The following is a 21,655-nucleotide window of genomic DNA, read 5'->3' as shown; positions in this document are numbered from 1 at the left end:
CCAACATCATGGCGTTTTCCGTAACCCTGCCAGCCCTCGGTGAGAGTGTCACCGAGGGCACGGTCACCCGCTGGCTCAAGCAGGTCGGCGACAGCGTGGAAGTCGACGAACCCCTCCTGGAGATCTCCACCGACAAGGTCGACACCGAAATCCCCTCCCCCGCCGCTGGCATCCTCGTTTCCATCAGCGTCCCTGAGGACGAGACCGTCGAGATCGGCGCCGTTCTCGGCGTCATCGGCGCGCCGGACACGGCCCAGGCACCGGAACCTGCTCCTGCTCCTGCTCCTGCTCCTGCTCCTGCGGCGGCCTCTACGCCGGCTTCGGTTCCTCCGCCGGAGCCGACTCCGGCTCCCGCACCGGTTCAGGCCGCCGCGCCGCCTGTCGTGGTCGAGGAGGCCGTGCCCGCTCCGGCTCCGGTGCCTGCGGCGTCCGCTCCCGCGGTGGCTGCCGTACCCGCGACCCCGGTTGCCGGCACGGTGGCGTTGCGGGGACAGACCGTCGCGATGACCCGTATCCGCAGGATCATCGGAGACAACCTCAAGCAGGCGCTGCTGGAGCAGGCTCAGCTGACCTCCGTCGTCGAGGTCGACGTCACCGTGCTGTTGCGTCTACGCAACCGGGCCAAGGAGGACTTCTTTGCCCGCGAGGGTGTCAAGCTCTCGCCCATGCCGTTCTTCGTCAAGGCGGCTGCCCAGGCCCTCAAGGCGCATCCCGTGATCAACGCCCGCATCAATGAGGGCGAGGGCACGATCACCTACTTCGACCGCGAGAACATCGGCATTGCGGTGGACACCGACAGGGGGTTGATGACTCCGGTCATCAAGGACGCGGGCGACCTGAGCACTGCGGGCATCGCGCACGCGACCGCCGAACTGGCCGGCCGGGCCCGCAGTGGCCATCTCACCCCGGACGACGTGTCGGGAGCGACCTTCACGATCTCCAACACCGGCTCACGTGGCGCTCTGTTCGACACGGTGATCGTGCCGCCGGGCCAGGCTGCCATCCTGGGTATCGGTGCCACCGTCAAGCGGCCGGCGGCCGTCATGATCGACGAGGACACCGTGGGCCTGGGTGTCCGCGACATGGTGTACCTGTCCCTGTCGTACGACCACCGTCTGGTGGATGGTGCGGACGCCGCCCGGTATCTGACCGCCGTCAAGGCGATCCTGGAGGCCGCGGCCTTCGAGGGCGACCTCTCGCCCGGTTCCCGGACCTGAGCTGCGGCTGCGGCTGCGGAAAGGCACGGGCGGTGCGGGGCGACGAGCGAAACGTCGCCCCGCACCGCCTTCGGCGGTTTCGGATGTATGCGGCCGTCGCCGCTCAGGGTGCCGGGTCCTGTGTCATCGCGGTCGCAGCACGCCGGGAGCGCACGATCGCGATCACGGTATCCGTGGTGCGGTCGAGATGGCTGCGGCCGTTCGGCAGCAGAGCGGTGGGGCTGATGTAACTGCGCGGTCCGACGTGCGTGGCCGGGTCGAGCCGGTGAACGGTGATCTTGCCGTCACGGGCGGCGCGGTTCCAGGCACTGCGGCGCAGCAGCGGCCAGCGCTGGGGGAACATCCAGGTGCCGACCCGCTCGACACGGTCGTATGCACTGGTCAGTTGATGCACGTGCTCGGCGCAGGAGAGGTCGTTGGCCCCGTTGTGGAACGCACCGAACATGATGAGCATGAGCGGGGCGGCCAGCCGTGTGCGCAGCTCGTCGACTGCGCCGGTGGCGACCTGTGCGCCGCCGCTGTAGCTGAGCAACACCACAGGGGTGCCGCTGCCCGGGCGGTATCCGGCCAACCGGAGCTGCGTGGCGATCTGTGAGCCGACGGCCCGGTTGTACAGGGGGCGGTACCGCCGGTCGGCAGCGACGAAGATCTGCATGACGTTGTGCAGGAACAGCAGCAGCCCGATATGGCGGCGCAGCCATGCCCATACGGGACGGTCGGCAAGCGGGTCGGCGAGCGGCGAGTAGGGCTGGACCTGGCCCAGGACCCGCAATTCGGGTGCTGCGGCAATTACGGCCTTGACCAGTTGGCCGCCGTCGCGGCTGTCGCGCACGCGCCGCTTTCCGATGCCGTCCAGGTAGACCAGGTATGCCTTCGGGGGATCGTCGGGTGCCGCGCCACGGGCGTAGGGCACGCCCTTGGGGAGCGTGGTGACGGGGTTGCGCCAGCCGGCACCGTAGGCCAGCACCTCATATCGGGCGAGCAGTCCCTCGGCGAGCAGAGCCGGTCCCAGCAGGCTGGCCCAGAGCAGGAAGTGGTTCATGCGAGCGCCTCCGGGGCAGCGGTCGCGCTGAGGCGTACGACCAGTCGGCGGACGCCCTCCACCGTGATGCCGAGCGCTACTCCGGCTGCGGCCACGCAGCCGGCGGCGGTCCACCAGCCCAGCCCGGTCGTGGCGGCCAGCGGGCCGGTGAGTGTGGCGCCGACTCCGGCAAAGAGCAGCAGATGGAGCAGGGGGCCGAGCAGCGGAAAGGCGAGGACTGCGGCGAGCAGCAGGGGTGCGAGCAGGCCGGGGGTCCACTCCAGTGTGCCGTCCGCAGGCGGTGAGGTCAGCAGCAGTTCGGCTACGGTCCACGCGGTCAGCGGCCACAGTGCGAGCACGGCCCCCTCGACGATGGCGCCGGTCAGCATCAGTCCGACGACGTTCCTGAGGGACACTCCGGGCCGGCACACCAAGAGCGGCATGATGCGCCCGGCGGCTTCTGACAGTCCGGCGAGCAGAAGCAGTGCGACGACGGCGGGTGACATGGTGTCACCCTTGCTGTGCCCGGTCGGCGGCCGGCCGGAGCGGACGCGCTGTATGCAGGTACCGCTCCAGTTCGTCTGCGGCTCGTCGGAACCCGCCCGCCCGGTGCTGGGCGTCCCGCATGGTGTGCGCGGCCTTCCGGAACCGGGGTTCGTCCAGCAGCTGCCGGGCGAGCGACCGGACCGTGTTCTCCAAGACGTTCCGGGGGTGCATCGACAGGCCTGCTCCGAGGTCGGTGACGCGCCGGGCCACCAGCGGCTGGTCGGCACCCTGCGGGATCACCAGCATCGGGACTCCGGCGTACAGGGCCTCGTTCACACTGTTCATCCCGCCGTGTGTGACGAGCAGGGCGGTGCGTTCCAGCACCTCTGTCTGCGGCACGAAAAGACGCGCGATGACGTTCTTCGGCAGGGGCTCCAGCGCCCCAGGGTCAGTTCTGCCGGTGGAGAGGACCACAGTGCCGCCCAGTGGAGCGAGCGCGGTGGCGAAGCAGCGCAGCAGGCGGGGGGCGGCGTCGAACACGGTGCCCAGGGACGCGTACAGCACGGGGTCCCGCAGCCGCTCGAACGGGAAGGTCGGGTCGTGCGGCCGGGCGCCCAGGCTGGGGCCGACGAACCGGTAGGACCCGTCGAATTCCTGCACGTCCGGCTGGAATTCGCGTGAAGTGTAGACCAGGTTGAGCGGCTGGCGGATGCCTGAGAGGTCGACCAGCGGTATGTCGTGGGTGTCGAACCGTCGGTGCAGTTCGTGGCGTGATCGGACGTAGCCCTGGAGGCTGCGGGGTCGGGCCCGCGCCGCGGTGAGCAGGTCCCACGAGGCGCTCGTGGGGCTGGGGACGTGTCGGTTGTAGGCGAACGTGGTGAACGAGGACGCCGCCGGGATCCCGAGTTCACGCGCGGCGACCGCGCCCCAGGGGCAGGCGCTGTCGTGGACGATCAGGTCGGGGCCGATGCCGCGGAGGTCGTCGAGGACGGCGGGCAGCATGCGTACGGCGGTGCCGGCGAGCGCCTCCAGCAGCGCGAGCGGGGTGACCGGTTCGGGCAGCGGAGGGGCACCACCGGGGTAGAGGTGTACGGCGGCACCGGTGGCCTCAATCGCCTCACGGAACGCCGGCCAGGTGTGGTATGTGACCGTGTGGCCGCGTCTGACGAGTTCGGAGACGACCGGCAGGGTCGGGTTGACGTGCCCGTGCATGCCGATGTTGAGGAACGCGACGGTGCTCACAGACCAATCTCCTCTGGGTCTGGACCTGTTGTGATCAGGTCTTCTGTTGTGTTCTTGTCTTCCAAGCGTTCTGAGTGATCCGTGTGCCGGGAACGGACCCGTCAGCGTCCCCGATCCGGTACAGGCCCGGTCCGGTGACGTGCAGCGCGTCGATGAAGTGCCCGGCAGTCTGGGACGCGGTGCTGATCAGTCGCTGCGAGTGGCCGAAATCCCAGGGGGCGGGCCAGTCGTGGGTGCCGGTCGGCAGCACTACGGTCGGGATGCTCCGCGCCACTTCGCGCAGGTCGCGTTCGATCTGGTGGTGCAACAGCAGGACCCCTGCCCGGGCGGCGATCGCGCCGGGCCGCAGGGGCGGGACGTTGGGGGGCAGTGGCGAGCTCTCCGGCCCGGTCGGTACCACGACCACGCTGGATGCGCCCGACTCGAGGGCCGCCAGCACGGGGACGTAGGCGGTCACTCCGCCGTCGACGAGCATTCTGCCCCCTCGTTCGACCGGCGGCAGGATCCCGGGGATGGCCGTGCTGGCCAGCAGGGCGGATTCGAGGTCGCCGTGGTCGAGCAGCACCGGTGTACCGGCTACCAGATCCGTGGCCACTGCGGTGAAGGGAACCGCCAGCTGCTCGATGCGCGAGGGAAGTCCGGCACGGACGATCAGTCGGCGCAGCCCCAGGTCGGTGAAGATGCCGGCCCGGGAGGACGGATGGGCGAGCCGGTACACGTCCCGGCGGCGCAGTTCCCTCCACACGTGTTCCAGCCACGACGCCGCCCCGTCGGGGCGCGAGGCCGCGATGGCGCCGTTCAGCGCTCCCACTGAAGTCCCGATGATCATGTCCGGGACGAACCCACGCTCCTCCAAGGCGTGCCCGATGCCGACGTGCGCCGCGCCCAGCACGCCGCCGGCTCCCACGACCACGGCGACGGGCCGCGGAAGCGTGTTCAGGCCCACCGCCTCGGCGGCCGTGGACACCTTGCGCGGTGGCAGGGAACGCGTCTCGTCGGGGCGTGGTGACGAGAGCGGTTTCCGGAGGCGAGTGACCTGCATGATCTACCTTCTCCACCCTGGGTGACGCGTCGTTACGGTCCGCCCACTACGACCGGGTGGCAGGTGGATCTGTGACACGGGCGGGTCCTCGCCCTGGATACGGTCGGGTGCCGGACGGCTGTCACACATCCGTCGGGTGACCGGTCCTGCTGGGCATGTACTCCGTCATTTCGAGAGCGCCAGCCCGCCGCCCACCGCCGGACGACTATGCGGTCACCGCGGAGTTCTACGATGTGCTCCAGGCGGAGCAGGACGAGGCCCTCGTCCGGGAGCTCTACGGCCGCGATGCGGCAGACGCGCGTGTCGGAGTACTCGACATCGGAGCCGGAACCGGGCGGGTCACCATGATGTGCCTGGGCGAGTCCCGGGTCGATGTGCATGCTGTCGAGCCCTCTCGGGCTATGCGTGCGCCGTTGATGACGCGGCTGGCTGCACTGCCACGGGCGCCGAGGGAGCGTGTCACCGTGCATCCTCGGTCCCTTGAGGAGACGGCACTGCACGAGGTCGCGGATGTGGCGATCTGCCACAACACCATCGCCTGTCTCGCGCCAGAGGAACGGCGAGCGCTGTGGCCGGCCGTCGCCCGGGCGCTCGTACCCGGTGGTTCACTGGTCTTCCAGCTTCCGCCCGCTCGCGTTCCCGATTCGGACACCGTGCGTGTCTTTCCCCTCCAGACGGTCGGGCAGCACGTCTACGGGGGGCACATGGCCATGTCGGCCGTCGGGGACCGCATCCGTACCCGATGCCGCTACTGGGTCCGGGGATCGGAGGGTTTGCTCAGTCGGCACACGGAGACCTTCTGGATGTGGCCTGCTGCTCGCGCAGATCTGCTCAGCGACCTGGCCGGTCACGGCTTCGCTCCGCTGCCCCTGCGGCGTGATCCGGCTGTCCTCGCGGTGACACTCGTGCGCCCGGGGCCTCGCTTCTGACCCGCCATGCTCCCGTCTCCCGCCCCTGCCGGATCTCCCTCGTGTGTGACATCGAGTACCACGATGTTCGGGTACCGTGTGTTCCTTCGAGTCGTCCGCGCGTCCCGTCTGTGCCGGTTGTAGCATGGGTTTTCTGCGGGCCGGAAGGGATGCCAATGCACGCTGGGGACGATGTGGACGCACTGGAGAAGGCGACGAAGGACTTCGTTGCGTCGCGTCCACAGCTCTTCGGCATCGCCTATCGCGTGCTGGGCAGCACGGTGGAGGCTGAGGACATCCTCCAGGAGGCCTGGGTGCGATGGCAGAACGCTGATCGCACCCAGGTCGTCGAGCCTGCGGCTTTCCTGGCCACCATGACCACGCGGCTCGCGATCAATACGGCCCAGTCCGCCCGGGTACGGCGTGAGGCATATGTCGGTCCCTGGCTTCCCGAGCCTGTCGATACGAGCGCGGATCCGCAGATGGGCGCGGAACGCGCCGAGGCGGTCGAACTGGCCGTTCTCCACCTCTTGGAGAAGCTGAACCCTGTGGAGCGGGCCGCCTACGTTCTGCGAGAGGCGTTCGACTATCCCTACGGGCAGATCGCCGAGATGCTGGAGACGAGTCAAGTCAATACCCGCCAGCTGGTGAGCCGGGCCCGTAAGCATCTGGCCGCCGAGCGCGGTGAGAGGGTGAGCCGGTCCGCCCACCAGCGCCTGCTGGAGGTGTTCCTCACTGCGGCGCGGACCGGGGATCTCGAGGCTCTGGAGGATGTCCTCGCTGCGGATGTCGTCAGTTACTCCGACGGCGGAGGAGTGCGTGGAGCATCGAGGATCCCCGTCTTCGGGCGTGCCCGTGTCGCCAGGTACCTGGCCGCCTTCGCCCCCCGTTTCTGGCCGCAGGCACAGGTCCGCTGGGTCGAGGCCAACGGCCGGCCGGCGGTCCTGGTGCAGTTTGGGGAGGAGCCCGTGGCTCTGCTGTCCGTCGATGTCTCGGCAGAGGGCATCGACCGGATCATGTGGGTGATGAACCCGGCCAAGCTGACGCCGTACGTCGCGTCGCTGACAGGTTGAGCACGGCCTTCGAAGACTCAGGAGGCGGCTCGGGGCACGCTGTGTCACAAGGACGGCCACTCGTCGGTCATCTGGTTATCCGAATCTGCGGTTTCCTGAAGACCAGAAGGACAGACGACGTGATGACAGCCATGAGCGGCGCGGCAGGTCCCGCCCTCTGCGGTGTGAGCGGTTGTGGCCGGCAAGTCAAGACTCCTGCCTGGGGAGTCACGAGGTGACCGAACACATCAGACTGCCGGACCTGTCCACGGACAAGGACTTCGACGGCGAGTCCTTCTCCGCCATCTACACGACGACCGTGACGGTCAGTGGTGGGGTGGCCGCCCACGGACGGGCCTCCGGACGAGCGCGGTCGGACGACGGAGTTCTCGACCTCAACCTGCGGATGCCAGCCGCGCTCGGCGGCGACGGGCACGGAACCAATCCCGAGCAGCTCTTCGCCGCCGGCTTCGCGGCCTGCTTCCACGGGGCCCTGAGCCTGGTCGCGCGGCAGGAGGCGCTCGATCCATCCGCCATCTGTGTCGAGGCGACAGTGGCGTTCGGCCGGGATCCGGGAGACGGCGGGTACCTGCTCCGCGTCGATCTGGTGGTCAAGTGGCCCGGTGTCGCTCCGGAGGTCGCCACGCCCCTCATCGAGAAGGCGGACTCGCTGTGTCCCTACGCCAGAATGGCTGGTGAGGGAACGCCGTCGACCGTCACTCTCGCTCCCTGACCGCACCGTCGCATGCGCCGGCTGGCGCCCGAGCGGCGGACCGGGTGTCAGCTGGGAAACCAGAGATCGGCATCGGCGGCCTCTTCCTTCCGGATGGTGAACACGGCGGTTTCCTTCTTTCTCCGCGAGCCCTGCGGGGGCAGCTCAGCGACGAAACGGTGGTCGCCTCCGGTGCCCCGGGGCGTGTCCGGCTCCCGGACGGCCTGGAAGTACTCGGCGTTCACAGAGCGGTAGTGCGCCCACTGCTCAGGGAGCTCGTCTTCGTAGAAGATCGCCTCCACCGGGCACACCGGCTCACACGCGTGGCAGTCGACGCACTCGGACGGGTCGATGTAGAGCGTCCGCTCGCCCTCGTAGATGCAGTCCACGGGGCATTCCGTGACGCATGCTCTGTCCTTGACATCGACGCAGGGCTGCGCAATGACGTACGTCATCCTGTCCTCCTTCGCCCTCGGACGCGGCACTCCCGGCCAGCCGTTAAGACCGAGGAGATCTTGCTGGTGTGACACCCCGGCGATCGCCGAGGCCCGGCCGGATGTCACAGGAGGCACAGATGCCCGGTCAGTTGGCCGAGGGCCACGTGCCTCGTAATGCGACATCCGAGAAGAGGAACACCGTGTCATCTGTGAACACTTTCGTGATCGTCGGGGGCGGACTCGCCGCAGGAAAGGCGGCTGAGGCACTGCGGGAGCACGGCCATACCGGCCCACTTCTCGTCATCAGCGACGAGAAGGAGCCGCCCTACGTCCGCCCGCCGCTGTCCAAGGGCTACCTGCTGGGCAAGGAAGAGCGCGATTCGATCTTCGTGCACCCTGAGGAGTGGTATGCGAACAACGCGGTGGACCTGTTCCTGGGCACCAGCGTGCGGGCCGTCGACCCTCTGGCCAAGGAGGTGGAGCTCGACAACGGCCGCCGTGTGTCCTACGGCGGGCTCTTGCTGGCCACCGGCTCGTCTCCTCGCCGCCTGCGGATTCCGGGTGCGGATCTCGGGAACGTGCTGTACCTGCGGCAGGTGGGTGACAGCGAACGGCTCAAGGCCGCCTTCACCGCGGGCGCACGGATTGTGGTGATCGGCGACGGCTGGATTGGGCTCGAGACGGCGGCCGCCGCACGGATGGCGGGGGCACAGGTGACGGTGCTCGGGCATGGAGATCTGCCCCTGATGAAGGTGCTGGGCCGGGAGGCGGCCGAGGTGTTCGCCCAGCTCCACACGGATCACGGCGTCCGCCTGCGCTCGCGTGTGGAGGTTGAGCGCATCACCGGGGCAGGAGGCCGCGCGGACGGGGTGCTGCTGTCCGACGGTACTCGTCTGGACGCGGACGCCGTCGTTGTGGGAGTCGGCATCACCCCCAACGTGCAACTTGCCGAGCAGGCGGGCCTGGAGGTGCGCAACGGCATCGTCACCGACGCGCACCTGCGGTCGTCGGTGCCCGGGATCTACGCGGCGGGTGACGTCGCCAATGCCTACCACCCGTTCCTCGACCGTCATGTGCGCGTCGAACACTGGGCCAATGCTCTGAATCAGCCGGAGACAGCAGCGCGGAGCATGCTCGGCCAGGACGCCGTGTACGACAGGCTGCCGTACTTCTACACCGACCAGTACGACCTGGGGATGGAGTACACGGGTTACACGGAGGCCGACGGGTACGACCGTGTGGTCTTCCGTGGCGATCTGGACCAGCGGCGCTTCGTCGCCTTCTGGATGTCGGGCCGTCGTGTGCTCGCCGGCATGAACGTCAACGTGTGGGACGTCGTCGATCCCATCCGGGCTCTGGTGCAGTCCCGGACCGACATCGACGACGCTCTTCTTGCCGACCCCGAGGTCCCCCTCGGCAGCCTGCTGCCCTGATCCGGCCCGTGTCACAAACACCGGGACCAGCCGGTCGTAGTCGGTGACGACCCAAGCGATCGGAGCAATCGTGGCTATCACCGAACGACGTCTTTCCACCGGGGTGCTGGTGATCGGTACGGGCGGGGCTGGCCTGCGGGCCTCCATCGAACTCGCCGAGGCCGGGATGGATGTCCTCGCCGTCGGCAAGCGCCCGAAGGAGGACACGCACACGGCCCTGGCCGCCGGGGGCATCAATGCGGCCCTGGCCACCATGGACCCCGAGGACAGCTGGCAGCAGCACGCCGCGGACACACTCAAGGAGAGCTACCTCCTGGCCGATCCGCGCACCGTCGAGATCGTCACCCAGGGCGCCGCCCTGGGGATCGATGACCTGGAGCGCTACGGCATGGCCTTCGCCAGGGAGGACGACGGCCGCATCTCGCAGCGCTTCTTCGGCGCGCACAAGTTCCGCCGCACCGCCTTCGCCGGCGACTACACCGGCCTGGAGATCCAGCGCACCCTGATCCGGCGGGCGACTCAGCTCGGGATTCCCATGCTCGACAGCGTCTACATCACCCGGCTCCTGGTGCACGACGGTGCCGTGTTCGGGGCCTACGGTTTCGACCTCACGGACGGACAGCGCTATCTCATCCATGCCGACGCCGTCATTCTGGCGGCGGGCGGCCACACCCGTATCTGGCGGCGTACGTCCTCCCGGCGCGACGAGAACACCGGCGACTCGTTCCGGCTGGCGGTGGAAGCCGGTGCCCGGCTGCGCGACCCGGAACTGGTCCAGTTCCACCCGTCGGGCATCATCGAGCCGGAGAACGCGGCAGGGACCCTCGTCAGCGAAGCCGCTCGAGGGGAGGGCGGAATCCTGCGCAACGCCCTCGGCGAGCGGTTCATGAACCGCTACGACCCCGAGCGCATGGAACTGTCCACCCGCGACCGGGTGGCCCTGGCCTCCTACACGGAGATCAAGGAAGGGCGCGGTACGCCCAAGGGCGGCGTCTGGCTCGACGTTTCTCACCTGCCCCGGCAGACGATCATGAACCGGTTGCCCCGGGTCTACCAGACACTGCTCGACCTGCAGATGCTGGACATCACCCGCGAGCCGATCGAGATCGCGCCCACGGCCCACTATTCGATGGGCGGCGTGTGGGTCAGGCACGACGACCACAGCACCGACGTACGCGGTCTGTACGCCATCGGCGAGGCGTCCAGCGGCCTGCACGGTGCCAACCGCCTGGGCGGCAACAGCCTCATCGAGCTGCTGGTCTTCGGCCGCATCACGGGCCAAGCGGCCGCCGCCTACTCCCAGGGGCTCACTGCGCAGCCACGCTCTGCGGCCGCGGTGGCCGCGGCACGGGCGGAGATCGACGAGCTGCTCGCGGCGGACGGGCCGGAGAACGTGCGCGCCCTCCAGCGCGCGATCCGCAACACCATGACCGAGCACGCGGGCGTCGTACGCAACGAGGACGGGCTGCGCGCCGGGCTGTCGGAACTCACCGCGATCGAGAAGCGGATGGAAGATGTCGGCGTCCACCCTGACATCGCCGGCTTCCAGGACCTGGCCCACGCCTTCGATCTCAAGTCCGCTGCTCTCGCGGCGCGGGCCACGCTCGAAGCGGCGCTCGAACGCCGGGAGACCCGCGGGTGCCACAACCGAAGCGACTACCCGCAGATGGATCCCGCGCTGCAGGTGAACCTGGTGTGGTCCCCCACGTCGGGAATCACCCACGAGAGCATCGGCCCTGTTCCGGACGAGATCTCCCGTCTGATGGAAGACGTCTCGGCCGACGGCAAGCTCGTGGAATAGACCGCAGCTATCCCGGCACGGAAGGTCCGGAGGGTTCCGAATCCATCCGGGTGCAGTGTCACAAATGAAGTCAGCATTCTGTCTTTCCCAGTGAAGAACAAAATTGGCCGATGCGGCGGAACACCGCTTCACGCAACTTCGCCGCGCAGAGAGAACTCGGAGAGGATCCGAATCATGAAGGTTGTAGTCATCGGCGGGACCGGCCTGATCGGCTCGAAGCTGGTCGCCAAGCTGAACGAGCACGGCCACGAGGCGGTGCCGGCCGCTCCCAACACCGGCGTCAACTGCCTGACCGGTGAGGGCCTGGCCGAGGTCCTGCAGGACGCCTCCGTCGTGGTCGACGTCTCGAACTCCCCCTCGTTCGCGGACGACGACGTGATGGAGTTCTTCCGCACGTCGACCAGCAACCTCCTCAAGGCCGAGGCGGAAGCGGGTGTGACCCACCATGTCGCGCTCTCCGTGGTCGGCACCGAGCGGCTCCAGGAGAGCGGCTACTTCCGTGCCAAGCAGGTGCAGGAGGAGCTGATCAAGGAGTCCGGGATCCCGTTCTCCATCGTCCACGCGACGCAGTTCTTCGAGTTCATGAAGGGCATCTCGGACGCCGCGACCGAGGGCGACACCGTGCGCCTGGCCCCCGTCAAGATCCAGCCCATCTACTCCGACGACGTCGCCGCCGCCGTGGGCCGCACAGCCGTGGGCACGCCCGTGGGCGGCGTGGTGGAGGTGGCCGGCCCCGAGGCGTTCCAGCTGGACGAGCTGGTCCGCAAGGCCCTCGCCGCCAAGAACGACCCCCGCAAGGTCGTGGCGGACCCGAAGGCCCCGTACTTCGGTGCCCAGCTCCAGGAGACCACACTCCTGCCCGGCCCCGACGCGCAGATCGCCGAGACCCGGATCGCCGACTGGTCCGCGCAGCAGCAGCGGTAGAGCGGCAGGCAGCAGGCCGTCCGGACGGGGCGGCCCCTCTCTGGGGCCGCCCCTGTCTTCTCCCGACGGCGCCGCCCTCCCCCGCCACATCACTCCGCCCCCGAAGGAAGCGTCTGGTCATGCTCAGGAACCGCACGCAGAACAGCCTCTCCGAGACCGGCCGGTACACGCCGCTGACCGGCCTCTACACCATCGACCCGGTCCACAGCACGATCGGCTTCTCCGTCCGGCACGCCATGATCTCAAATGTGCGGGGAAAGTTCGACGCGTTCGAGGGACTCCTCAAACTCGACGGCTCCCGGCCGGAACGGTCAGAGGCCTACGCGAGTATCCAGACGCAGAGCCTGGACACCGGCATCCGGGAGCGGGACACGCATCTCACCGGCCCGGATTTCTTCGACTCCGCGGTCTTTCCTCTGATGACCTTCCGCTCCACCGGGATCGTGCCGGTCGGAAACGACATGTTCCGCCTGGTCGGCAACCTCAAGATCAAGGACATCGAACTGCCCGTCGACCTCGAGATCACCTTTGGCGGTGCCGGCCAGGACACCTACGGCCAGCACCGGGTCGGTTTCGAGGGCAGGGCCACCCTGCAACGGTCCGACTGGGGACTCACGTGGAACGCAGCCCTGGAAACGGGCGGTGTCCTCATCAGCGACAAGGTGACGCTGGTGCTCGACATCTCCGCAGTGCGCCAGGAGCAGCAGCTATCTCCCGCCGCCTGACCCACTGACGCTCACGCGCACGCCAGATCTCCGGTCGCCGGGGGTCTGGCGCGCTGGTCTGTACGTGGTCCAACTCTCGACGGGCCGTTAGCGGCGGTTGATGGCTGACATGATGGGCTACATCAAGGCCGACCAGGCCACTGTGAGCGGGACGAGCTCCGTGGGTGAGGGCTGGTCGCCGGGGTGACGGCCCGAGTCAGGCCGGTGGGGATGCAACTCATTGGGCAAGGCGGCCTGTTGCCGCCCACTGAGCGAGGGTCGGGGCCGCGCTGGAGGGGGATCGCTCTGCTCGCACCATGGTCGAGAACCACACGCTTGCCCGAGCCACCTCGGAGGCGGGCGGGAGTGAGTGCCGCTCTTTGGAGTACGGCATCCTGGCAGGGGCGAGAAGTGGTCGCCGTCGACCGCTTCTCGCATCCAGACTGTGCTCCCGCTGCTGCACCTGGCAGGGCACGACGTCCTGAGCCTTCACAACCGGACGGGCGGCTGCGCCACGAACCCACGGCAGGGACGTGAGCGCTGCGAAAAGCCTGCCCAGTGTCGGCCAGTGGAGCCGGCACAAGACCTCAACGGAGTGCTCCGGGCAGCGGTCGGCGATGAAGCAGGAAGCCCTACGGCGCCAGCAGTAGAACTCGTGAACGAGGAGGAGTTCTACGGCTGTGTGAACGTCCGGTCTCGAGCGTCAACGCACGGGATTGCGCAACGGCCGTCCGTTGCCCGAGGACGCTGCCCACCGACCAGGACTGCCCCCGTGATGCGTCTACGTGGCCGTCATGAGCGCTGGCCCGACAGGCATCGGACGACTTCCACCGCTCGATCTATGCACGGAGTTGCATGCCACGTGCCGGGCAGAAACCGGGGCGGGATGGCGCGACACGCCATCCCGCCCCGGTTTCTGCCGTGGGCCGACGGTCAGCGGACCGTCCGGGCGGCGTCCTGGATGATGTCGGCGACCTTGTCCGGCTGCGAGACGCTCACCGCGTGCGAGGCGACGGCCTTCTCCGTGTGGGCCTTGGCTCGGTCCGCCATGAACTTCTGGACCTTCGGCGGGATGTTGAGATCCTGTGTGGTCACCAGGACCCACGAGGGGATGGTCTTCCAGGCGGGCTCGCCGGCCTCCTCCTCCAATGCGGCACTGGTCACGGGGCGCTGAGTGACAGCCATCAGATCGGCTGTGTTCTTCGGGACGTCCGCCGCGAACTGGTGGTTGAACTCGCTCTGGTCGATGTAGAGATCGACGCCCTGGGAGCCGTCGGGCTGGGTGATCGGTACCGGCTTGAGGGCCTCGCCGAGGGTGCTGCCCGGGAACTTCCCGGAGAGAGCGAGCGCGCTCTCTCCCTTGTCGGGCAGGAAGGCCGCGATGTAGACCAGCGCCTTCACGTTGTCGGCGTCGCGGGCGGCGTTGCTGATGACCGATCCGCCGTACGAGTGTCCGGCGAGCACCACGGGCCCGTCGATGCCGGCCAGGAGTTCCTTGACGTAGGCGGAGTCACTGCTCAGTCCGCGCAGCGGGTTGGCCGCGGCTACGACCGGGTATCCGTGCCGCTTCAGCTTCTTGATGACGCCGTTCCAACTGGTCGAATCGGCGAATGCGCCGTGGACGAGGACCACGGTCGGCTTGCGGTGCTGGGACGGTGTTCCCTTGCCGGCGCTCGCCGGAGCGACCGACGTGGCGAGAAGAGCGCCTGCGACCGTCGCTGCGGCCGTAAGAGTGAGTGGTGTGCGGAGACGGCGGTAAACAGAACGCGAGTTCATTTCGAAGACCTTTCCGGGAATTTACTGGTGCGCGGCCATGGAGGGATCCGCTTGTGATCCGGGCCTCTTCGGAGCAGAGGAATTACGTTCCTCCTCCGCTTCTGTGACAGGGAACCCGGTCGCCGTGTGACATCTACGGGTGAGTAATTTCCTTGTATTCCTTCTCAGTCGGCTTCCGAATCTGCGAAGTCTCTCCGTAGAGACCGCGGCTGAGCCGGCTCCGTAGCCGCTGTACGCGGGTGGGCCTTGCGTTGTCGTGGTCCTTGGTCGGCGGAGCAAGTGGCGCATACTGCTCGTGCGCGGTCAGCGCATGCAGCTCTTCGGGGCCGAGCGGCTCGTGCACCTCGACGTACTCTCCGTGCGGGAGGCGTTTGATGATGCCTGTCTCCCGGCCGTGCAGAACCTTGTCGCGGTCGCGTCGCTGCAGGCCGAGGGCCCAGCGTTTCGCAACGAAGTAGACGACGAGCGGTACGGCGAACAGGCCGATGCGGACCCCCCACGTCACAGCATTGACAGAGACGTGGAAACGCGTTGCGATCAGGTCGTTGGCCGCCCCGATCAGCGACACCATGTACACGCTCAGCCAGGCGGCCCCAAGTGCGGTGCGCGCGGGCCTGTTGCGCGGTCGGTCGAGGAGGTGCTGTTCCCGGTTGTCGCCGGTCACCCACGCCTCGAGGAAGGGATACGCGCCCATTGCGGCGAAGAGTCCGACGCCCACCAGTAGCGGAACAAGGTTGTCGAGGGCGAGCGTGTGACCCCAGGCGCTGATCTCCCATCCGGGCATGACCCGCAGGAGTCCGTCGGCCACGCCCATGTACCAGTCGGGTTGTGATCCGGCCGAGACCTGGTCGGGCCGGTAGGGGCCGTACTCCCAGACGGGATTGATCTGTGCGATGGCTGCGAGGAAGAAGATCACACCGGTGACCAGGAAGAAGTATCCCGCCGCCTTCACCGCATACACCCGGGCGGGTATGCCGACGACGTTGTCGTTGGTGCGTCCCGGCCCGGGGTACTGGGCGTGCCTGTGGCGGAGGGACAGGACGATGTGGGCGAGGATCAGCGCCGTCATGAGGGCCGGGATCAGCAGGACATGGATGGTGTGGAAGCGGGCCACGAGATCGTTTCCCGGGAACTCTCCGCCGAAGAGGAACATCGACAGGTAGGTGCCGACGATGGGTATGGAGAGGATCGTTCCGTTCACGACGACCAGCCCGGTGCCGGACAGAAGGTCGCCCGGCAGATCGTATCCGGTGAGTCCCCCGAACATGGCCAGGATCAGCAGGGAGAACCCCAGGACCCAGTTGAGCTCACGCGGTTTTCGGAAGGCGCCGGTGAAAAAGACCCGCATCATGTGTGTGAACACGGCGGCAACAAATACCAAGGCCGCCCAGTGGTGGGCTTGCCGGATGAGGAGGCCGCCACGCACGTCGAAGGAGATGTGCATGGTCGAGTCGAACGCCTCCGAGACCAGCTGCCCCTGCAGCGGCACGTAGCTGCCCTCATAGATCAGCTGCTCGGACGACGGGTGGAAGTAAAAGGTCAGGTACACGCCCGTGAGGACGAGGACGACGAAGCTGTAGAGGCAGATCTCTCCCAGCAGGAACGACCAATGCCCTGGGAAAGCCTTCCGCAGTGCTCCCCGGTCACTGCCGCGGTGGCCCAGCCGCTCTTTCGTCCACTGGGCGACCCTTTCACCCGACTCATTCACGGTGGCACTCCAACGGCTGGGATTGCGGACGTCTGTCTTCCATACGACCAGACACCGTGTGAATATGTGACATAACCGTGTCGCGGTTCCGTCCCCAGCACCCCGGAACCTGTCACGCGACGGCCTTCACGGTGGTCCGGGTCGTCCGGCGTGCCAGTTGGCGCCTGATGGCACGGCGCTCGCTCTCCGTAGTGCCGCCCCAGATCCCCTCCATTGGCGGGACCCCGATCGCCCAGTTCAGGCATGTCTCCATCACGGGGCACCGATGGCACACGGCCTTCGCCTCATCAACCTGTACCAGCGACGGGCCACTGTTGATGTTGCCTACAGGGAAGAAGAGATCAGGATCCTCGTGTCGGCAACTCGCCTTCTCACGCCAGTCCATGGCTGAGCCTCCTCGGTGACGAAGTATCTGGCTTGTGAGACCGGGCACTGCCCGTATGTGTGACACAGGGGTTTCCGCACATCGAGAGAGCTCGCTCGGGCCTGACAGACTTCCCCTCGGCCCCCCGTTGCACTCCTTGGGGGACAGTGGCAACAATTGGTACATCTTTGTGAGGAGCGGGCTCCCGCTTATGATGTGCACGTACGGATGAGAATGAGAGGAACACATGGTCTCGGGAACTCGCGCGGCACACAATGTTGAGATCACCGCAGAGAGCCTCCAGGAGGACCTGGCCCGCCTAGAGGTCCAGAAGCAGGCACTCGAGCGGGAACTGGCCGCAGTCGTGGCCCACCTCGGCTCCGTTCAGCGTGCCCTCAGCGCGCTCGAGGTCCTCATGCTCACTCCGGCGAGCACGGGTTCCGCCGAGCCTGCCGCCGCTCTCCCGCGCACAGAACGCCCCCGGGCAGCCGAGGCTGCGCCGGCGGACGCTGACGTCCCCGTCAAGGACGCCGACACCGCCGGGTCCCGGACCGAGTCGCGCGTCGAGCAGCCGGCACAGCGGCCGCAGACGGCGAAGAGGACCTCGCGCTCGCCCCGCACCGAAGACGGCCAGCAGCGGAACTACGGCAGGCTCACTGAGCAGATCCTGGAGTACTTCGCGGGCGTCGGCGACGCCGACGTGCGCGCTCGTGATGTCGCGGCGGCACTGGGCCGCGATAGTGACAGCGGGAGCATCAACGCGGTTCGCAGCACCCTCGACCGTCTCGTCGGCAACTCCCGTATCCGCCGGGCTGGCCGTGGGCTCTACCGCGCCCGGTAAACACCCTGACTGACCGCTCCGGACGCCGGCTCGCGGGGGACCGAGTGGCGTCCGGAGCAGCTACGCACCTGCTTGGCTCCATCGGCAGGTGCTGAAGCGTGTTCCAGGCTGCTGTCGCCGGGTACCTACATCACAGCAAGAACACTGTGAAAAGTGTATCGCATTTCAATAGTGTGCTTGGCACGTCTCCATGCCTGCTGCCTGCCGGTCACCGCTACGACGGGCAGCAGGCGGCGGGGCTCTTTCAGGGGCGGGTACCGAAGGGGCCGAGGATGCCCCCGTTGATGCGGTGGGATTCCATCAGCGTCGCGGCGTGCCCCAGGGTGTACACGTCGGCGCCTGCCAGTATGCCGGTGTACTTGTCGGACACGGGTTCGGCGGCCTCTCGGGCAACGGCGTCGAGGTATGTTTTGAAGATGGCCCAGGCATTGCCGCTGGGGCCGTACTTCGTTATGTACGGCGTGGGGTCCACGGTGGCCAGAGCGGTGCGCACGGACGCATCCAGGTCTGATATGTACCGCTTTTGGATATATGCGTCCGCTCGGGTACCGAGGCGCCCCAAGTGTCCGCCGACCAGTGTCTGCCAGCGGTAGTTCATCGCCACGTCATGCGCGTCCACCCAGGCGGGGATGCTCTCGGACATCGCGAGGTTCTCGAACGGCACCCAGCCGGGGTAGAAGACGTCCACCAGCAGGAGCGTTTTGTACTCGGGCGCGTAGACATAGATGTTGTCGGGTGCATGGTTCGGACCGTGATAGGCGAGCTTCAGCGTCTCGCCCCCCACCTCGAGCACGTACCTGTCTCGGAACGTCTCCTTCGGCACCGGGCGATTGGGATCTGACTGGTACTTGAGCAGCGCGCGGGTCTCCTCGTGGCCGATGCGCACCACATCGGGACCCAGGATGGCGGACGCTCCGATGTGGTCGGCGTGGGAGTGGGAGTACACCAGATGCGTCACCTTGCTCGGCCTGCCGTTGGCCTTGGTGACTTCACCGATGGCGCGCAGAAGGTTGTGTCCGATCGTCGGTGGCGCGTCGACGAGTACCACGCCCTTGCGTGTGGTGAGGAACATCGAGGTGTAGAAGCTGTCAGTGACCCAGTAAAGGTTGCCCTGGATCTTGCCGACGTGGTACCCCTGCGCATTCATCGCCGGACCCAGGGCGCTGGCAGGTACCGGTGCGAAGTCCGGCAAGGCTTCCCGTTCAGCAGCGCCGGCGGTCCTCGCCATCGTCGTGCCGAGCAGCCCCGCCCCAGCAGGCACAGCGGCCGCGGCGGCCGCGCCCCTGAGCACACTGCGCCGCGTGGCCGGTTCAGTTCGCCGGAGAGTGTTGGTCATCGATTCGCCTTCCAGGGCTCGCATCGGGCACGAGGTGCCCGGCATCAGACATCACAAAATCGGAGGGTTGTACACAATGTTGGATGTTGCGGTGTGTTACTGAGCACACTATGACAGTGGATGATTCCGGGGGATTAATGACAAACCGCTTCCGGCTGTCACTCAGCCGCCCCGTCCTGCTTGATCACGCGGTGAAGTCAGGAGCCGTCTCGGTCGCACGCGCAGCGGGTGCACGTCGCCCGCCGACTGGGCCGCATGCCCTGTACGTGCGCGCCGAAAGGGCACCGCCGCCAGGAGAACTACTCGATGCCCAGGGGCGCGTCTCCGCGCGCCGCTCATCCCGTAGTTCCTCAGACGAGGGAGAATCCGCGTCCGCGGCGGGAGACATCACTCATCGCATTGCTCCTCCAGCCGTCACTGACCGTCCTCTCTGCGGCTCCGCCGTCGCTGGAGTGCCGACAGGCACTCGGCCCGGGACCAGGCCAGGCCGAGGTGGCGCACCGCCACCCTCACACGATGCGAAGCGTTCGAAACACGTCGAACAATCTACATGAGCGTTCGACGCGCTCCGAACCGGCATGCCTCGCGCGATGGCCGGCCCGGGAGCAGATCACACCCGTCCGCATGACGGAGGTGCAGCACGGAGAAGCGCTGCCGATCTCCATCCATTCCGCAGGGCGCTCACGCTGTGACTGATGCCACGGCTGTCAGATGCCGCACGGACGATGGCCGTGATACGTTTCCAGATATGTTCGATGGATAGCGAACATTAGTCTCTGTAGAACTGCTTGCGCGGACGTTCCAGGCATCGGGTTGCCGGGCGGGCGCTCGTCGCCCGCGCCACGACTGCCTCCTTTGAATACGGTCCGAAGCCTTCCGAACGCCCGAGGCCGATGCGTCAGGTATGCACCCTCGTCGTTACCTGGACGACAAGACGGCACGTGCAGGTGCTTGTACAGGGCTCCCTGCAAGTCGAGTTGGCGACTCGCACTCACGATCCGTGAATCCCAGAGCGCAAACCGACCGCAGGTCCATAAGGGGCCCGGTGTGTGGGATCCAGACCCGGGTGCCCAGCGCTTGTTCTGGTCATGCAGGCCGCCGGAGTACCGCGGCGCCAGAACGTACCGACAGGAGCAAGAAGCTGATGCCGAATAGAGAAAGTGTTCTGAGCCGTCGGCGACTGCTGTACGCCATGGGCGCCCTGGGGGCGGGGTCCGCAGCTTCAGTGATCACCCCCGGAGCCGCCCAGGCAGCCCCAAAATCAGGCACTACAGCTGCGGAGTTGTACCTGCCGAGCCCGCCGAATGATGCCGTTGTTCCCATGAGGCTTCACGTGCCCGAGAGCATGCTGCGCGATCTGAGGCAGCGGCTGGAAATGACACGGTGGCCGGCGGAAGAGTTGGTGGACGACTGGTCGCAGGGAGCCCCTCTGCGGCGCGTCAAGCACCTCGTGGAGTACTGGAAGCGGCACTACGACTGGCGCAGGGTGGAGTCGTTGCTCAACAGCTTCGGTCAGTACCGCACGGTTATCGACGGGGTCAGCATCCACCTGCTGCACGCCAAGTCACCGCACGCCGAGGCGATGCCCATCATGCTGACCCACGGCTGGCCGGGATCCGTTCTGGAATTCCGTAACGTGATCCGGCGTCTGACGCATCCCACCGAATTCGGTGGATCACGACGCGACGCCTTCCACGTGGTCGTTCCCTCTCTGCCGGGGTTCGGGTTCTCCGACCAGCCCGACGATCTGGGCTGGGGGCGTGCGAGGACGGCCAAGGCATGGGCTGAGATCATGCCGCGCCTCGGATACGATCACTACCTCTCCCAGGGCGGCGACTGGGGAGCGGCAGTCAACGCCCAGTTGGGTGTGCTGCGGCCCAAGGGGCTGTTGGGCATCCACCTGAACTTCCCGCAGATCGTGCCGCCCGATCTCGACCTCGATCACCTGACTCCTGAGGAACAGGTCGCGATGGATCAGCTGAACCGGCAGCAGCAGAACGAGATCGGTTATCAGCTTGAAATGATGACCAGGCCGCAGACAGTTTCCTACTCGCTGGCGGATTCGCCCGTGGGTCAGGCTGCCTGGATCTACGAGAAGTTCGGAGTGTGGAGCGACAGCAACAAGAACCCCGAGTCCATCTGGACTCTGGATGAAATGCTGGACGACATCACCCTCTACTGGCTGACGAATTCCGCTGAATCGGCTGCACGCTTCTACTGGGAGAATTCTGACGTCACCATGAATGCCGTAGAAATTGACATCCCGATGGGCGTCACACTGTTCCCGAAGGAATTCTATACGCCGCCTCGCGCGTGGGCCGAAAGGGCCTTTTCCAAGCTCGTGTACTGGAACCAGGCCAGCAAGGGGGGTCACTTCGCAGCTTTCGAGCAGCCCGTGATCTTCGCGGAGGAAATGCGCAAGTTCGGTCGCCTGTTCCGCGGCGCGTGATCCGTATGCGCGCGACTACGAGGTGACGGAACTGTACGCACGGCGCCGTCATTGCCATCGGTTCATATCGGCCGGCCGCGGGGAGTCCGGTCGCCACCAGGCCGAGTCCTCCAGGAACTTCGCTCCATGCCCCGGCAAGCGCGCCCGCAGGGCGTGGGTGCACCCCTGGGGGTTCATGATCGGTATTCACGATGATCGAAAT

Annotated in this window: 19 protein-coding genes; 10 read left to right on the top strand and 9 right to left on the bottom strand. The window is 67.1% G+C overall.

Going from position 1 to position 21,655, the window contains the following annotated elements; genetic code table 11:
* Positions 1-8: 8 nt before the first annotated feature.
* Complete coding sequence (locus ACH4D3_RS19240) at positions 9-1,217, top strand: 2-oxo acid dehydrogenase subunit E2 (protein WP_398323465.1); 1,209 nt, start codon at positions 9-11, stop codon at positions 1,215-1,217.
* 103 nt (positions 1,218-1,320) lie between these two features.
* Here the strand turns inward: ACH4D3_RS19240 and ACH4D3_RS19235 are convergent, their stop codons facing one another.
* From ACH4D3_RS19235 to ACH4D3_RS19220, 4 genes are read right to left on the bottom strand one after another with little or no spacing between them, the layout of a single operon-like run.
* On the bottom strand, positions 1,321-2,259 hold the full coding sequence (locus ACH4D3_RS19235) for a hypothetical protein (RefSeq protein WP_398323463.1): 939 nt from the start codon (positions 2,257-2,259) through the stop codon (positions 1,321-1,323).
* The gene (locus ACH4D3_RS19230; RefSeq protein WP_398323461.1) at positions 2,256-2,744 is read right to left on the bottom strand and encodes a hypothetical protein; all 489 of its coding nucleotides are present in this window, start codon (positions 2,742-2,744) and stop codon (positions 2,256-2,258) included. The genes ACH4D3_RS19235 and ACH4D3_RS19230 overlap by 4 nt, the downstream gene beginning before the upstream one ends.
* Positions 2,745-2,748: 4 nt before the next feature.
* Complete coding sequence (locus tag ACH4D3_RS19225) at positions 2,749-3,966, bottom strand: macrolide family glycosyltransferase (RefSeq protein WP_398323459.1); 1,218 nt, start codon at positions 3,964-3,966, stop codon at positions 2,749-2,751.
* Between the two features lie 34 nt (positions 3,967-4,000).
* The gene (locus ACH4D3_RS19220) at positions 4,001-5,008 is read right to left on the bottom strand and encodes a patatin-like phospholipase family protein (protein WP_384503294.1); all 1,008 of its coding nucleotides are present in this window, start codon (positions 5,006-5,008) and stop codon (positions 4,001-4,003) included.
* 155 nt (positions 5,009-5,163) lie between these two features.
* Between ACH4D3_RS19220 and ACH4D3_RS19215 the strand changes: the two genes are divergently transcribed.
* The 3 genes from ACH4D3_RS19215 to ACH4D3_RS19205 all read left to right on the top strand — a co-directional run bounded on the left by ACH4D3_RS19215 (position 5,164) and on the right by ACH4D3_RS19205 (position 7,701).
* A complete protein-coding gene (locus ACH4D3_RS19215; protein WP_398323457.1) occupies positions 5,164-5,937 on the top strand; it encodes a class I SAM-dependent methyltransferase in 774 nt (257 codons plus the stop codon).
* A 155-nt stretch (positions 5,938-6,092) separates the two neighbouring features.
* Positions 6,093-6,989 (top strand): RNA polymerase sigma-70 factor, encoded by an 897-nt coding sequence (locus ACH4D3_RS19210; protein ID WP_398323456.1) that lies wholly within the window; start codon positions 6,093-6,095, stop codon positions 6,987-6,989.
* A 214-nt stretch (positions 6,990-7,203) separates the two neighbouring features.
* Entirely contained in the window at positions 7,204-7,701 is a 498-nt protein-coding gene (locus tag ACH4D3_RS19205) for an Ohr family peroxiredoxin (protein ID WP_186779659.1), read from the top strand.
* 47 nt (positions 7,702-7,748) lie between these two features.
* On the opposite strand, the gene fdxA is transcribed toward ACH4D3_RS19205, so the two are convergent.
* Positions 7,749-8,135 carry a ferredoxin gene (fdxA, locus tag ACH4D3_RS19200; RefSeq protein ID WP_186779660.1) on the bottom strand — a complete coding sequence of 129 codons (387 nt, stop codon included), beginning with the start codon at positions 8,133-8,135 and terminating at the stop codon, positions 7,749-7,751.
* A gap of 182 nt (positions 8,136-8,317) precedes the next feature.
* Here fdxA and ACH4D3_RS19195 point away from each other — a divergent pair, with 182 nt between their 5' ends.
* The 4 genes from ACH4D3_RS19195 to ACH4D3_RS19180 all read left to right on the top strand — a co-directional run bounded on the left by ACH4D3_RS19195 (position 8,318) and on the right by ACH4D3_RS19180 (position 13,000).
* Positions 8,318-9,550 (top strand): NAD(P)/FAD-dependent oxidoreductase, encoded by a 1,233-nt coding sequence (locus ACH4D3_RS19195; protein ID WP_398323628.1) that lies wholly within the window; start codon positions 8,318-8,320, stop codon positions 9,548-9,550.
* Positions 9,551-9,620: 70 nt separating this feature from the next.
* A complete protein-coding gene (locus ACH4D3_RS19190; RefSeq protein ID WP_383625496.1) occupies positions 9,621-11,351 on the top strand; it encodes an L-aspartate oxidase in 1,731 nt (576 codons plus the stop codon).
* 174 nt (positions 11,352-11,525) lie between these two features.
* Entirely contained in the window at positions 11,526-12,275 is a 750-nt protein-coding gene (locus ACH4D3_RS19185; RefSeq protein WP_398323453.1) for an SDR family oxidoreductase, read from the top strand.
* 119 nt (positions 12,276-12,394) lie between these two features.
* Positions 12,395-13,000 (top strand): YceI family protein, encoded by a 606-nt coding sequence (locus ACH4D3_RS19180; RefSeq protein ID WP_186779664.1) that lies wholly within the window; start codon positions 12,395-12,397, stop codon positions 12,998-13,000.
* A gap of 912 nt (positions 13,001-13,912) precedes the next feature.
* Here the strand turns inward: ACH4D3_RS19180 and ACH4D3_RS19175 are convergent.
* From ACH4D3_RS19175 to ACH4D3_RS19165, 3 genes are all read right to left on the bottom strand, one after another.
* On the bottom strand, positions 13,913-14,755 hold the full coding sequence (locus ACH4D3_RS19175; RefSeq protein WP_398323451.1) for an alpha/beta fold hydrolase: 843 nt from the start codon (positions 14,753-14,755) through the stop codon (positions 13,913-13,915).
* 133 nt (positions 14,756-14,888) lie between these two features.
* Complete coding sequence (locus ACH4D3_RS19170; RefSeq protein WP_398323449.1) at positions 14,889-16,463, bottom strand: cytochrome bc complex cytochrome b subunit; 1,575 nt, start codon at positions 16,461-16,463, stop codon at positions 14,889-14,891.
* A gap of 112 nt (positions 16,464-16,575) precedes the next feature.
* A complete protein-coding gene (locus tag ACH4D3_RS19165; protein ID WP_186779667.1) occupies positions 16,576-16,848 on the bottom strand; it encodes a WhiB family transcriptional regulator in 273 nt (90 codons plus the stop codon).
* 226 nt (positions 16,849-17,074) lie between these two features.
* Here ACH4D3_RS19165 and ACH4D3_RS19160 point away from each other — a divergent pair, with 226 nt between their 5' ends.
* On the top strand, positions 17,075-17,668 hold the full coding sequence (locus tag ACH4D3_RS19160) for a hypothetical protein (RefSeq protein ID WP_186779668.1): 594 nt from the start codon (positions 17,075-17,077) through the stop codon (positions 17,666-17,668).
* A gap of 244 nt (positions 17,669-17,912) precedes the next feature.
* Here ACH4D3_RS19160 and ACH4D3_RS19155 read toward each other — a convergent pair whose 3' ends face one another.
* Complete coding sequence (locus ACH4D3_RS19155) at positions 17,913-19,004, bottom strand: MBL fold metallo-hydrolase (protein WP_398323447.1); 1,092 nt, start codon at positions 19,002-19,004, stop codon at positions 17,913-17,915.
* Between the two features lie 1,144 nt (positions 19,005-20,148).
* Here ACH4D3_RS19155 and ACH4D3_RS19150 point away from each other — a divergent pair.
* The gene (locus ACH4D3_RS19150) at positions 20,149-21,453 is read left to right on the top strand and encodes an epoxide hydrolase family protein (protein WP_398323445.1); all 1,305 of its coding nucleotides are present in this window, start codon (positions 20,149-20,151) and stop codon (positions 21,451-21,453) included.
* Positions 21,454-21,655: the final 202 nt, after the last annotated feature.

The sequence above is a fragment of the Streptomyces sp. NPDC018026 genome, from assembly GCF_044327745.1.
GTDB classification, from domain to species: domain Bacteria; phylum Actinomycetota; class Actinomycetes; order Streptomycetales; family Streptomycetaceae; genus Streptomyces; species Streptomyces rubrogriseus.
Note: the sequence above shows the minus strand (reverse complement) of the source record. Positions and strands in the feature narration are given on the sequence as shown.